Origin of the sequence: Nocardia sp. NPDC002869 (genome assembly GCF_046764065.1) — a bacterium.
In the GTDB taxonomy this organism is placed as follows: Bacteria; Actinomycetota; Actinomycetes; order Mycobacteriales; family Mycobacteriaceae; genus Nocardia; species Nocardia rhamnosiphila.
The window spans coordinates 1-13,374 of record NZ_JBKOOL010000029.1 but is presented as its reverse complement, the minus strand read 5'-3'; the positions used below and the strand labels follow the sequence as shown (position 1 = coordinate 13,374).

Annotated in this window: 12 protein-coding genes and 1 tRNA gene; 1 reads left to right on the top strand and 12 read right to left on the bottom strand. The window is 69.1% G+C overall.

Annotation, left to right across the window (positions count from 1 at the left end; translation table 11 throughout):
* Positions 1 to 12: 12 nt before the first annotated feature.
* The 7 genes from ACLML9_RS08295 to ACLML9_RS08265 all read right to left on the bottom strand — a co-directional run bounded on the left by ACLML9_RS08295 (position 13) and on the right by ACLML9_RS08265 (position 8,629).
* A complete protein-coding gene (locus tag ACLML9_RS08295; protein ID WP_411944942.1) occupies positions 13 to 2,319 on the bottom strand; it encodes a SulP family inorganic anion transporter in 2,307 nt (768 codons plus the stop codon).
* Between the two features lie 902 nt (positions 2,320 to 3,221).
* Complete coding sequence (locus tag ACLML9_RS08290; RefSeq protein ID WP_411944941.1) at positions 3,222 to 4,592, bottom strand: AMP-binding protein; 1,371 nt, start codon at positions 4,590 to 4,592, stop codon at positions 3,222 to 3,224.
* Complete coding sequence (locus ACLML9_RS08285; protein ID WP_411944940.1) at positions 4,585 to 5,187, bottom strand: energy-coupling factor transporter transmembrane component T family protein; 603 nt, start codon at positions 5,185 to 5,187, stop codon at positions 4,585 to 4,587. The genes ACLML9_RS08290 and ACLML9_RS08285 overlap by 8 nt, the downstream gene beginning before the upstream one ends.
* On the bottom strand, positions 5,184 to 5,864 hold the full coding sequence (locus tag ACLML9_RS08280; protein WP_411944939.1) for an energy-coupling factor ABC transporter ATP-binding protein: 681 nt from the start codon (positions 5,862 to 5,864) through the stop codon (positions 5,184 to 5,186). Before ACLML9_RS08280 ends, ACLML9_RS08285 begins: the two co-directional genes overlap by 4 nt.
* Positions 5,861 to 6,988, bottom strand: coding sequence for a thiolase family protein (locus ACLML9_RS08275; RefSeq protein WP_411944938.1), 1,128 nt, complete (start codon positions 6,986 to 6,988; stop codon positions 5,861 to 5,863). Before ACLML9_RS08275 ends, ACLML9_RS08280 begins: the two co-directional genes overlap by 4 nt.
* Positions 6,985 to 8,106 carry a class I adenylate-forming enzyme family protein gene (locus ACLML9_RS08270; RefSeq protein ID WP_411944937.1) on the bottom strand — a complete coding sequence of 374 codons (1,122 nt, stop codon included), beginning with the start codon at positions 8,104 to 8,106 and terminating at the stop codon, positions 6,985 to 6,987. Before ACLML9_RS08270 ends, ACLML9_RS08275 begins: the two co-directional genes overlap by 4 nt.
* Positions 8,099 to 8,629 (bottom strand): biotin transporter BioY, encoded by a 531-nt coding sequence (locus ACLML9_RS08265; RefSeq protein WP_411944967.1) that lies wholly within the window; start codon positions 8,627 to 8,629, stop codon positions 8,099 to 8,101. Before ACLML9_RS08265 ends, ACLML9_RS08270 begins: the two co-directional genes overlap by 8 nt.
* Before the next feature lie 422 nt (positions 8,630 to 9,051).
* Between ACLML9_RS08265 and ACLML9_RS08260 the strand changes: the two genes are divergently transcribed.
* The gene (locus ACLML9_RS08260; protein WP_411944966.1) at positions 9,052 to 9,807 is read left to right on the top strand and encodes a molybdopterin-dependent oxidoreductase; all 756 of its coding nucleotides are present in this window, start codon (positions 9,052 to 9,054) and stop codon (positions 9,805 to 9,807) included.
* Between the two features lie 170 nt (positions 9,808 to 9,977).
* On the opposite strand, the gene ACLML9_RS08255 is transcribed toward ACLML9_RS08260, so the two are convergent.
* The 5 genes from ACLML9_RS08255 to ACLML9_RS08235 form a co-directional block, all read right to left on the bottom strand.
* Positions 9,978 to 11,078 (bottom strand): CapA family protein, encoded by a 1,101-nt coding sequence (locus ACLML9_RS08255; protein ID WP_411944936.1) that lies wholly within the window; start codon positions 11,076 to 11,078, stop codon positions 9,978 to 9,980.
* Positions 11,079 to 11,440: 362 nt separating this feature from the next.
* A tRNA-Val gene (locus ACLML9_RS08250) sits at positions 11,441 to 11,548 on the bottom strand.
* Positions 11,549 to 12,670, bottom strand: a complete 1,122-nt coding sequence (xerC, locus tag ACLML9_RS08245; RefSeq protein WP_411944935.1) for a tyrosine recombinase XerC — start codon at positions 12,668 to 12,670, stop codon at positions 11,549 to 11,551.
* Positions 12,670 to 12,888, bottom strand: coding sequence for a helix-turn-helix domain-containing protein (locus ACLML9_RS08240; RefSeq protein ID WP_411944965.1), 219 nt, complete (start codon positions 12,886 to 12,888; stop codon positions 12,670 to 12,672). The genes xerC and ACLML9_RS08240 overlap by 1 nt, the downstream gene beginning before the upstream one ends.
* A 13-nt stretch (positions 12,889 to 12,901) precedes the next feature.
* A partial coding sequence (locus ACLML9_RS08235; protein ID WP_411944934.1) for a replication initiator occupies positions 12,902 to 13,374 on the bottom strand: 473 nt, incomplete at its 5' end.

The window sequence follows — 13,374 nt, the reverse complement described above, 5'->3', positions numbered from 1 at the left end:
CGTTCCGGCGCGTCACCGGGCGGACTGCGCCGGTTCCCGCTGTAACTGCGCCAGTAACTCGTCGTTGTCCTCGATGGGGGCGATACCGTCGGGGCGGACTTCGATGACCCGTGCGCTGGCGATATCGAAGAACAGACCGGAGACGGTGAGTCCGCGTTCGTCGGCGGCCCGGCGGACCGACGGATGCCGTCGCAGGTTCTCCAGCTGCACCGCGATATTGACCATGCTCAACTGCTCCACCGGACCGAAACCGGCGGCCTCGGCGGCGCGGCCGACCGCATGCCCGGCCCGGTAGCTCTCCAGGCTCGGCCGGCCGTATTCGAGCCAGCGGTCGATGCCCGGGCCCGCGGGTTCGCCAGAGTGCAGCGCACCCATGGCCCCACAGGAGGAGTGACCGCAGACCACCACGGATCGGACGTTCAGCTTCTCCAGCGCGAAGACCAGCGCCGCCTCCACCGACGCGTCACCGTGCTCGGGCACCAGATTGCCCACATTGCGCACGGTGAACAGATCGCCCGGCCCGCTGTTGGTGATCACATTGGGCACGATCCGGGAATCCGAGCAGGTCAGGAAGAAGGAATCCGGATCCTGCCCGTCACGCAGCTCGTCCAGATGCGGCCGCACCAGATGCGCGTGGCTGCGGTGGTAGGCCGCGATACCGCTGACCAGCGGATCACCATTGTCACCCGCACCGTCGGACGTACCGTTGCGATCCACCTGCCAGGGCCCGAGGACACCGTCGAGGGCGACCCGGCTCATACTGCGCGAGGGTGGTGCCGCCTCCACGTTCGCCATCCGCGCGGCACCGATTTCCACGAACTCGACAGTGCCGCCGTTGCTCTCGTGCTGCCGCGCCCAGTCGGTGATCGCGTCGTAGGCGGCGTGGTCGAGGAAGTCGACCGCCATCTCCACGGTCATCGGGATGCCCTGCGGGACCTTCGCGAAGGTGGACGACAGTTTCGGCAGCGACAGGAACGTGCACGATCCGTCGACCTGGATCAGCCAGCGATCGGTGCCGCCGAGCGGTTCCGCGGTGATGGTGACCCGGACGACCCGCCAGAGCAGGAGCGCGAAGGCCAGCGCCAAACCGATGAGCACGCCTTCCAGCAGGTTCAGGAAGACCACCGACCCCAGAGTGGCGACGTAGACGAGGAGGTCGCCGGTGCGGTGGGCGAGCCGGATATGCGCCAGTTTGACCAGCTGTACGCCGATGACGATGAGCAGACCGGCCAGGGCGGCGAGCGGGATCTGCTCCACCAGCGAGACAAGGGCCACCGAGAAGATCAGCAGCCAGACACCGTGCAGTACGGCCGAGGCGCGGCTGCGGGCACCGGCCGCGACGTTGGTGGAACTGCGGACGATGACACCGGTGACGGGCAGGCCGCCGACCAGGCCGGACAGTACGTTCGCCGAACCCTGGCCGAGCATCTCACGGTCGAAATCGGCCCGTGGCCCGGTGTGCATCTTGTCGATCGCGACGGCCGACAGCAGGCTCTCCACACTGGCGATGAGCGCGAAGGTCAGGATCATCATCACGACCCCGGCCCAGTCGCTGCGGGGCAGTTCGGGCAACCCGATCGCATCGAACAGCGAACCGTCGATGGTGACCCGTTTGACGTCGAGCGAGAACGCCAGCGACAGCACGGTGGCCACCACGATCGCGGCCAGGGCGCCGGGGACGACCCGGACCCGTTCCGGGAGGTACTTCCAGCCGAGCATGATGCCGATGACGACCGCGCCGAGGAAGACGGCCGGCCCGTGCAGCGCGGCCAGCTGCGCGGGCAGGTCGATGATGTTGGTCCACGCGGTGCTGTTGGATTCACCACCGAGCAGTACGTGTAACTGTTGCAGTGCGATGGTGATGCCGATTCCGGCGAGCATGGCGTGCACCACCACCGGCGCCACCGCCAGTGCCGCCCGGGCGACCCGGCTCAAGCCGAACAGGATTTGCAGGACACCGGCCGCAGCGACGATGAAACAGGTTACGCGCCAGCCGAACTGGTTGATCGATTCGGCGACGATCACGGTGAGGCCCGCGGCCGGGCCGCTCACCTGCAGAACGGAGCCGCCGAGGGCACCGGCGACCACACCACCGATCACCGCGGCGATGAGACCGGCGGCCACCGGGGCGCCGGAGGCGATCGCGATACCGATGGACAGCGGTAACGCGACGAGAAAGACCACGATCGAGGCCGGGACATCATGGCGCAGGATCGAGGCCGGGACCAGCGAGCGTACGCGGGATCCGGACCCGGCCGTGGCTACGGACGAGCCCGGTCCAGGCGGTGACACATGGGCATTCGGGATCTTGGTTGCCATTGGTCTCCTTCGCCGACTCGGCACGAGCCGAGGTCGGTTGACGATCAACATGTCCAGTCGGGCACAGACCGCGAACCGGCATCTCGCGGTGAAGCAGGTCCTCGGCACGGCAACGAGCCGAGTTTCAAACCATAGCTATGGTATTGGTAAAGCCTTAGCAAAGCTTAAGAACTGGACCTCGCGTCCGGCGACACCGCCACCACCCAGGCCGAACCACAGCGATCCCACCATCGGAACCACATCGAACGAGCAGACTCGACTACCAGAATACTGTTGAAAACCCATGCAGGACAGCTGATCGAAGATCGGCGAACAGCGATCGGGCGAACCCTTCCGAGGCACCGTCACAATCATGCCCGTGGCGTCCCATCGATATGAGATGCCACAGTCCAGCTCCACACATAGTAAAGAACTACCCAAGCTCAGCAATAGAGGTTGCGAGACGAAAATGACAATCGCTACCCAAACGATACGTGTCATTGAGATGCGGTGAGGTGCGGCGCCGCGGAAGCGCCAGCGGGCGCCCGAGCCAGCGACACGCGCATCCCAACATTGAATCGACATGACTCTATCGAACAAAGCTGAGCTCTGAACAGCGAAAACACAATATTCGCCGCGACCCGGCCACAACCGACCGCAGGACCACGGCGCTGCGGCCGGAACGCCCCACCGCCGCCCCGGCAGCAGCCGGGACGACCGGCGGACCACCGCCGCCCGGGGCGCCGCGGCGGTATTCCCATCGGCGTGTCGGACCGGGGTATCGAGTACACACCGGATCCGGACGATGCCAAACACGTCCGGCTCACTTCCGGCCTACCGGAATGGGTTTCGCGCGCGGAGATCTCCTACCGTGTGGCGTCGCACGCAAGCGCCGCGCCACCCGCGGCCCGCAACGCGCGGTGTCAGCCGAACAGGGCGGTCAGCGCGGCGCGATCCACTTTGCCCCGCGGCGTCCGCGGCAGCCGGTCCACCACCCGCACTCGATCCGGCATACTCGGGGCCGGCAGCACCGCCCGCAGCCGCCGCCGGATCTCCTCGGGTCCGGGCGCGTCGCCCGTGACGACGACGGCGGCCACCGGCACCTGTCCCCAGCGCGGGTCGGCGAGTCCGACGCAGGCGGCCTCGGTGACCCCGGGGATCGCGGTCAGCGCGGCCTCGACCGCCGCCGGCTCCACATTCAGGCCGCCCCGGATGAGCATTTCGCCGTCGCGACCGAAGAGCCGTAACCTGTTGCCCGCCAACGCTCCTCGGTCACCGACCGAGAACCAGCCGTCGACCGGGCCGTCCACCACGCCGTCCTCGGTCAGATACCCGGTGAAGACCATATCGCTGCGTACATGGACCAGACCGTCACGGACCTCCGCCTCGACCCCGTCGAACAGTTCCCCCGCCGCGTTGTCGTCGGTATCGCCGAGACCGCGGTCGAACGAGACGAAACTCAGTTCCGAGGCCCCGTAGAAATGGGTGAGCGCGGCATTCGGCAGTACCTCCCGCAAGGCCGCCCGACCCGGCCGCGGCCAGCGCGCCGCCGAGGACAGCACCTCACGCACGCTGCCGACCGGCCCCGCGCCCGAACGCACCACATCCCAGGCGATGGCGGGGACCGAGTACAGGTGGGTGGGGTCATCGGCCAGCGCCGCGGTGACCGGACGCAGATCGACCGTCGCGCCCCGGGTCAGCGCGTGCAGCGCGCCGTAGAGGAAATGCGTGTGATCGAGTACGCCCGGCGTGGAGACCCGGTCTCCCCTGCCGATATCGAAGGTCGCGTCGGAGCGGTCCAGGGTCGCCGCCCACGATCGCTGATCCCGGACGAACAGTTTGGGTTCGCCGGTGGTGCCGGAGGTGATCCCCACCAGTAGTTCGCTTCCGGGGCCCGCGCGCCCGCACGGCCCGTCCGATTCCAGTTCCGCCGCGGTGCGGATCGTGCCCGTCCAGCCCAGCCGGCGCAGCAGCCGATGATGGCCGGGGGCGGCGCACACCTGCGCGGGCCGGGACAGCGTCAGGACCCGGTCCAGCTGCCGCGGCAGCAGATGGCGGTGCAGCAGCACCACACCGACCCCGGAGTACATCGCCGCCGCCACGGTGACCAGTGAGCCGATATCGGAGGTGGGCAGTACCGCCACCCGGTGCGCGCCGGCCAGACCGGCGGCGGTACGGGTGACCCGCTCCAGGAATTCGCCGTAGGTGGCCTGTTCGCGGGCGGCCACGACGGCGGTCGCCGCCGGATCCCGGGCGGCCTGCCGCGCGATCCGCTCGGCGAGCAGTTCAGTCATCGTCGACTCCGCGGGCGGCCAGCGCGTCGCCCATCGCGTCGGCGGTGCGCAGCGCCCGGACCAGCACCGGCGTGGCGAGGGCGGTCACCGACCACTGCAGTCCCCGCGCGCGCCGGGCGTCCGCCACCTCCCGGACGATCCCGGCCAGCAGCGGCACACAGCGGATCGCCAGCGCCAGCAGCAGGCCGATACGTTCGGGATCGACGCCGAGACGGCGCAGCGGGCCGAGCCCCCGGGTGACGGCGTCCAACATATCGGTGACCCGGGTCGTCAAGGTGACCAGCGCGGCCAGCGCCACCGAGATCAGCAGCAGCCCGCACACCACCGTGGCACGCGCGGGCGAGGTCATCAGGACCTGGACCACCGCGACGAACACCAGCATCCACACCACCGGCCGCAGCTGGGCCAGCGCCACCCGCCACGGGATCCGGGCGAGCGCGAACACTGCGGCGACGCCGAGCGCGACGCCCCCCACCTGCGCGGGAGTCCGCACGAGCACGGTCGCCGCCACGATGACCGCGACGAGCGACAGCAGTTTCACCCCGGCGGACATCCGGTGCAGGAGCGAGTGACCGGGAAGGTACAGCCCGATCATTCGATCAGCTCCCGGTAGGCGGGGACGGCCGCGGCGGGGGTGCCGTCGAAGACCACCGCGCCCTCGTCGACGACGATCACCCGTTCGAAACTGTCCAGCAGCCCGAGCTGATGGGTCACCACGATCACCTGCTGGTCCACCGAATCGAGCGCCGCGGCGACGGCGCGGGCGTTGCGCAGATCCAGCAGGGTGGTCGGCTCGTCGGCGACGATCACCTCCGGGCGCCGGATGAGGACGGCACCCAGCGCCAGCAACTGTTTCTGCCCGCCGGAGAGCAGATGGGACGGATGGTCGGCGTGGGCGGCGAGGCCGAAGCGGTCCAGTATCCCGGCCACCCGCCGGGCGATCTCCGGTTTGCTCAGGCCCGTCCGCCGCAGCGAGAACGCCAGATCCTCGGCGACGGTCGGCATGACGATCTGGGAGTCGGGATCGGTGAACACGAATCCCACCTTGCGACGGACCCGGGCACCTTTCTTCGAGGCGTCGACACCGTCCACGGTGACGGTGCCCGAGGTCGGGGTCAGCAGGCCGTTTATCATCCGGGCCAGGGTCGATTTCCCGGACCCGTTGGCGCCGATGATTCCGACCCGGCGCTCGGTGATCCGCAGGTCCACTGCACGCAGGACCCGGCGCTCACCGTAGCGGTGGCTCACCGCATCGAAGACGATCTCGCTCATTGCCTCCGCTCCACGAGTACGGCGATCCCCTGACCACCGCCGATGGCACAGGCCGCCAGTCCGAGGGCAGGCCCGTCCGGCCGTAACATCTGACTTGCCAGCCGCACCAGCAGGACCGCACCCGAGGCGCCCCAGGGGTGGCCCATGGCGATCGCGCCGCCCTCCGGGCAGAGCACCGCTTCGTCCAGCTCCAGTTCGTCGGCCACGGCCAGCACCACCGAGGCGAAGGCCTCGGTGATCTCCACGATGCCGAGGTCGGCCACCGAGTGACCGGTGCGACGCAGTACCGTCCGGATCGCCGGCACCGGGCCAAGCCCGGGCAGGGCGGGATCAGAGCCGCTCACCGCCGACCCGAGGATCCGTAGGGCGGGCAACCCGGCCGCGCGTGTTTCGCTCGTCACGGCCAGGACGGCGGCACCGTCGGAGATCCCGCAGGAGTTGCCCGCGGTCGCGGTGCCGTCGGCGCCGAAGCTGGGCCGCAGCCGGGCCAGCCGCTGCGCGGTCATTCCCGGCCGGATGCGCTGGTCCCGGCCCACCCCCGCGACCGGTACCAGCTCCGCGCCGAAATCGGTGGCGGCGGCGCGGGCATGGGAGCGCGCGGCGTAGGCGTCCTGCCGTTCCCGGCCGATACCGCGGCGGCGGGCGAGATCATCGGCGGCGACGCCCATATCCGGGTCCGGAAAACCCGCGGGCGCGAACGGCGCGCGGGTGTAGCGCACCGGTTCCCGCTCCGGCTCGGGCGGCCAGAACCGCCACGGCGCGGTACTCGCGGATTCGACGCCACCGGCGAGAATCAACCCGTCCGCGCCGCTACGCACCCGCAGCGCGGCCTGCATCACCGCGTCCAGCCCGGAACCGCACTGCCGGTCCACGGTGACGCCGGGTACCTGCGTTCCGAGCCCGGCCCGCAGCGCCGCGACCCGGGCCGGATCCCCGCCGGGGCCCAGACAGTTGCCCAGCACCACATCGTCGATCTCGTCGTCCAGTCCGGCCGCGCGCACCTCCCCGGCGACGGCCCGCAGGACCGGGGCGGCCAGATCGCTGACGGTCAGGCCGGCGAACGCGTGCCCGGCCGTACCGATCGGGGTGCGCCGGGCGGCGACCAGGACAGGAACAGCACTCACGCCAGCAAGTCTTTCAACCGGCCGCGGGCGACCTTGCCCGCGGTCGTGGTGGGAAGTTCACCGACCCGCACCCAGCGCCGCGGCACCGCTTCCCGGCTCAGCAGCCCGCGCGCCCGCCGCCGCACCTCTTCGATGGCGACACCGTCCAATTGCACCGCCGCCGTGACGGTTTCGCCGAATACCGCATGCGCCGAACCGATCACCGCGGCCGCCACCACCCCGTCGATACCGCCCAGTACCCGTTCCACATCCTCGGCGACGACGGTGGTACCGCCGACATTGATCACCGCCTCGCCGCGTCCCCGGACCGCGAGTTCCCGGTCGTCCCCCAGTACGGCCAGATCGCCGACACAGAACCATTCGGGCGCACCGAGCACCGTGTAGGGCGATCGGACGTAGAGCAACCCGTCGCGGATCTCGGCGTCCACCTCGTCGAGCAACCGCAGCGGTTCGGGGACCCGCCGGGCAGCGACCAGCGATACCTCGGAGGAACCGTAGTACTCGACGACGCGCAGATGACGGGCCGCCGCGAGCGCGCCGGGGTCGGCGGCGATACCGGCGACGACGGCGGTGCGTAGTTCGGGCGCGGTACGCACGACCTCGCGCAGTACCGCCGGGACGGCGTGCACGACGCCGGCCTGCCGCGGGTCGTCGGTGACGCAGGCCCCGCACCACAGCGCGTGCAGGGCCCCGAACAGATGCATCGTCGCGTGCAGCGGGCCGGTGAGCAGGACCCGGTCGGTGGCCGTGACCCCGGTGAGCGCGGTGAAGGCCGGAAAACTGTCGTACCAGGAGGCGGCGGTGCGGGCCAGCGGCCGGGGCCGGCCGGTCGACCCCGAGGTGGCGACCAGCAGGAACGCCGAGGCCGGCCATTCGGTGCGGTCGGGGCGCGCGGCGGGGTCCTCCACGGCGACCGGGACACCGCGCCGTGCGGCCGCGCAGACGCAGATCAGCGCTTCGGCGACCGGAAGGGTGGAGGCGTCGTATCCACCCGGGCCCGGCTCGTGCCGGTCGATCCAGCGGTCGACGGCGCGGTCGAGTTCGGCGTAGCTGTATCGCTGCCCGCCGAGATCGAGCGCGGGCGCGTCGCCGGTTCCGCCGAGTTCCCGGCTAGGCACGGATCAACCCGGGGTAGGCGCGGTGTACACCTTTGGCCACCGTCGTCGCGACGACCACCTTCAGCAGGTCACCGGGCAGGTACACGCCGTTCGAGGTGATCGCCGGCCACAGTACGATATCGGTGCGCAGCAACAGTCCGAGGGTCCCGAAGAAGTAGATGACCACGATGCCGCCGGCCGCGTTGATCAGCAGCGCGGGCAGCACCGGGTACTTGGGCACGATCCGCGCCGTGAGCAGCCCGATGAACAGCGCCGCCGGGAGCCAGCCGACCAGATAGCCGGCGCTCGGGCCGGCCAGCGCGGTCAGCCCGGTGCGGCCACCCGACAGCAGCGGCAGCCCGATGATGGTCAGGGCGATGAAGACTGCCACGGCGGCCGTGCCCTTACGCGGTCCCAGCACCGCCCCGGCCAGTAGGACACCCAGCGTCTGCACGGTGATCGGCACACCGGTGAATCCGACCGTGATGGAACCCGGCAGGCCCAACGCCGCGATCAACGCGGCGAATACCGCGATCTGTGCCATATCGCGTGCGGTGATACCGGCCCGCGGCCTCCGCTCGTTGTCGACACCGCTCACCGGGATACCTCCGCAACACCATGACTTGAACGACGTTCAAGATAGCAATCGCCGAGTGACCCGCCGACGGGTCCCCCACGGTGGTCATCCGGGCCCGCGGCGGCCGGGCGCGCCCGGCGTACGGATCCCGCACCCCGTCCACCCCGCGCTCCGCGTCGAACAGCGACCCGGTCGTACGGTGATCGATGACCCGGATCGCCGTACCACCGCCCGAAGGACCACGATGACGCAGCCGCTACCGACCGCGACACACTGGGGCAACTACCTGATCGACCGCGCCACCGACGGCGAACTCCGCGTCACTCCCGCCGGGTCCGACCCCGACCCCTCGCCGATCGGCCGCTCGCTCACCGCCACCCACGACCCCGATCACCGGATCGCCCCGGCCCGCCATCCGGCTCGGCTACTACCGGGACCGCGAGCACAGCGACACCACGCGCCGGGGCCGCGAACCGTTCGTGGAGGTCGACTGGGACGAAGCACTGGATATCGCCGCCGGCGCCCTGCGGTCCACCCGGGAGCGAGCCGGCAACCGCGCGATCTACGGCGGCTCCTACGGCTGGGCCAGCGCCGGCCGGTTCCACCACACCCAGGGGCAGATCCATCGCTTCCTGCGGATGTTCGGCGGCTACACCGCCTCGGTGGACACCTATTCGTTCGCCGCCGCCGAGGTCACGATCCCGCACGTGCTCGGGATGAACGCCTATTACGCGGCGCGGCAGTCCCCCACCACGGAGGAGCTCGCGCGGCACTGTGCCCGCATCGTCTTCTTCGGCGGGGCAGCAGCGCGAAACGCGCAGGTCAACCCCGGTAGCTTCGGCGCCCACGGCTACCGCGACCTCGCGGGCCTCCGGCTCACCGACGCGGTCCGGCCCGCGGTCGTGCACATGGCCACCGGCGCCTGGTACGACCCGCTCGACCCCGACGACCCGGAATCACTGGATGTACACGGCAACCCGAACACCGTCACCCTCGACATCGGCACCAGTTCGCTGGCCCAGGGGCCGTCGGTCAACAGCTGCCTGGTCGAGATCGAACGCTACGCGGGCGACCCCCCGCCCCTGCGCATTCACCGGCCCCCGGAGCTGATTTCGACCGGAGAGGTCGGCGCCCACCCCGCATGATCGGCGCACGGCCTGCCCACCGTGATCGATTCGCCGGCGGAACACAACGGCACGAACATCGCCGAACGACAGCCCTCTCCGAATCCACGACTTCGAGGCCTACTCGAAGTGGGAGACAATGCTCAGCGACCGGCCTCACCCGATCACCTGCATTCCCGGCCCTTCGAGCCTCACACCGCCGACCCGGCAGTCAGCAGATCGCCGGGCCCGATCTCGACCCGCGTGCCGAAACTGTGGCTGATCTCGGCGAGCCGAGTCCGGAGCCATTGCGTATCCGATAGCCCCGGGCGCTCGAGCCGGATTCGCCGGATGCGGAGGGGCAGCATGTGCAGCACGGCCGGGCCGGCGGGGTCGAGAGTGACGAGATACAGCACCCGCAGGTCGGGCCGGTAGGACTCGTGGCCGCCGATGCCCTCGTAATCGTCGATCACATCACCGCACCCGTACAGGATGGGTCTGCCGCGGTAGATCTCGATCGGCCGGGGATGGTGCGCGGAATGGCCGTGCACGATATCGATACCGGCGTCGATGAGGCGGTGCGCGAACTGCCGCTCGCTCAGGCCGATTCCGTACCCCCAGTTGGCACCCCAATGGACCGATACGATCGTGAGATCACCGTCATGCCGGTGGGCCGATAGATGCGCCGCGATATCGTCGGCGTGCCCCGCCGACGGGTGATCGATGCGCCGGACTCCGGGGCGGCCGGTGGTGGCGGCCCAGTCCGATGGAACCCCACTGGACCTGGTCGATACGGACTCGATCAAGACCCGGCGTCCATCCGGTAGCGGCACCGCGACGGGCTGTTGCGCCGCCGCGAGGTCGTCCCCCGCACCCACGGCCCGGATACCCGCGCCGGCCAATGCGTCGAGTGTGTCCATCAATCCGCCGATACCGAAATCGAGGGCATGGTTGTTGCTCAACGCGCAGACGTCGGGAGCGAACACGGTGAGCGCCGGCAGGTTACCGGGCTGCATCCGATAGTGGATGGCTTTGCCCGGGGCGAAGCACCCGTCCGCGGTGACCGCGGTTTCCAGATTGACCAGGCGTACCTCGGGCGCCAGCTCGTCCAGCAGGCCCGGCACCTCACCCCACACCCAGTCGTAGCCACAGGGCCGCGGCAGTGAGCCGTGAGCCCACTCTACCAACTCGACGTAACGCCGGGCATCCCGGACCCAGGGCTCCCGCAGTTCCGGGGCTCCGGGATGCGGCAGGATCTGGTCCACACCGCGACCCAGCATCACATCACCACCGAGAAGAACCGTGACCGCCATCACGACACCACCCGGCGCAGCGCGGGTCCGGCCCGGCACACTCCCGAACCGACAACAAGCCACGTCGGGGCGATCGCGCGAACCATCGACTTCGCCCCGAAACTCATACCTGAAAGCTATCACCGAGTCTGCGGCGATACAGGGCCGAGGCGCTCCCCGGGCTGGTTGACATATTCGGATGCGCATATCCGGGTATCGACACGTAGTGCCGGAGAGCGGAAGCACTTCTCCTACTTGCGCCGCAGGTATCGAACTCCGAACCGGCGCGAGAACCGAGCCCAAGGATGCGGTAGCGGCAATCGGCCAGAAATGACAACCGCCCCCTACCCGCCGATTGGCAGGTAGGGGGCGATTTCTGTCTGTGGTCCCAGCTGGGATCGAACCAGCGACCTTCCGCGTGTGAGGCAGGCACACATTCGCAGGTCAGAGCGCCGAATCATCCGATCGTGCGATCCTCGTGCGATAGGGCCTCAGTGCTTGAGCACGATGGTTCGAGGAAGGTCTACGGCGTTTCCACGTGCAGCCAGCTTGCTCAGCTCGGCCGCGACCTCTTTGTCCCGACCGTCGACCGCATGCAAGTACCGCATAGCCGCAGCGGTGGAGGCGTGCCCGAGTCGCTTCTTCAGGTCCGCGAGCGTGGCACCGGTGCTGGCCGCCAGGGTCTGACCGGTATGGCGCAGATCGTGAAAGCTCACCTCCACCCCGACCCGGTTCCGAGCCCGGACAAACGCCTGATAGATCGCGTTACCACGCATCCGCTGCCGATCCCGCCCGACGAACAGCCACGGATCGCCGGACCACTTCTGTAGGTGCTCCACAAGGAACGGCCGCAGGTGGGGAGGGATCGAAACCGCGCGCTTGCCAGCATCGGATTTCGGGTCCTTGTCGAATGCCACCGGCGATTCGAGCAGTTCAACGCGATTCCGGCGAACCCATACCTCGTTCGCCACCAGATCGAGATCCACCACCGCGAGGCCGACAATCTCACCACGGCGCAGGCCACACCAGGCAGCGAGCAGGACGGCCGCCCGATACCTCGGGGTGATGTTGTCCACGAGCTCCGCCACTTCAACCGGTGAAGCGATACCGCGTTCCTTCGCACGATCGGTACCAGCGCCTTTGATGGTGCAAGGATTTGCCGAGATAGCACCGTCACGCTTGGCCTGGTTCATCACAGTCCGCAGGAACCGGTAGGACTGCGCTATCGAGGTCCGGCCGCCCGAACCCGCCAACGCCTTCGCATGCCACGACCGCACCACCGGAGCAGTGATCGCGACCAACGGCAACGGCAACAGATCGACCATGTGCAGCCGCATATTCCGGCGGCACGTCTCCTCCCACCGAGGACCCACATCTGGACTATCACGCAGGTAGGCCGAAGCGTATTCCTCGAACGGTTGCCGACCCAGCTTCTCATCCAGCCAGACGCCCCGGCTGATATCCGATTCGACGTTGACCAGCCATCTGTCCGCATCCGTCTTCGTACGGAAGGTCTGGGGGGCATTCTGGCGCTTGCCGTTCGGGCCGATGAACGATGCGTGAAACCGGCCAGACGGCAACGGCCGGACGTAACCGAAGCGACGACGACCCATCAGGCGACCGCCTTGCCGCCGGACCACCGGACCTCTACCGGATCCACCCGACCTGCCTGCGCGTACGTCTCCAAGTCCGAGACCTTGAACCGAACATGTCCGCCGACCTTGTAGAACACCACCCGGCGCTCAGCCACGAGCCGTCGAATGAACCGAACCCCGGTACCCAGGTAGGCGGCGGCCTCAGCCACGCTCAGATACTGCGAACGAACTTCCATTTCTTCCACTCCCCTATGCCGCTACTGGAATTGCCGAAGTGTCTTGCTGTGCTGGTGGGCCCGCTGCGAGCAGTGCGCGGGTGTACTCGGCGCGCCAGATCTTGCGTTTGGCGATGGCCGAGAGGATCAGGTGATCCCGCGGCGGTACCGAACGGTCCCCGGGCCGGACGATGGAGAGCTTGAGGTGTGAGGTGTCGGGTTTGACGATCCCCACCGAGGCGAGCAGTTGCCGAACGAATTCGGCGCGGTCGGCCTTGTGGTCGGGCAGGGTCTTGTTCGACCACTGCCGGGAGACCAGGACCCGGCGACCGGGCAGGCCGAGGGTGTCGCGGCGGTGTGCTTTGCCTTTGCAGCGGCCCGGGATGGTCTTCTCGGTGGCACCTTGGGGGATGATGCCGTAGCGCAGCCAGACCGGGCACCGTTTCGAGCACGGGGTGTGCTGCAACTCGGCGTGGAGCCGGTTGTAGTGGGCGCGGGTGCGGTCGG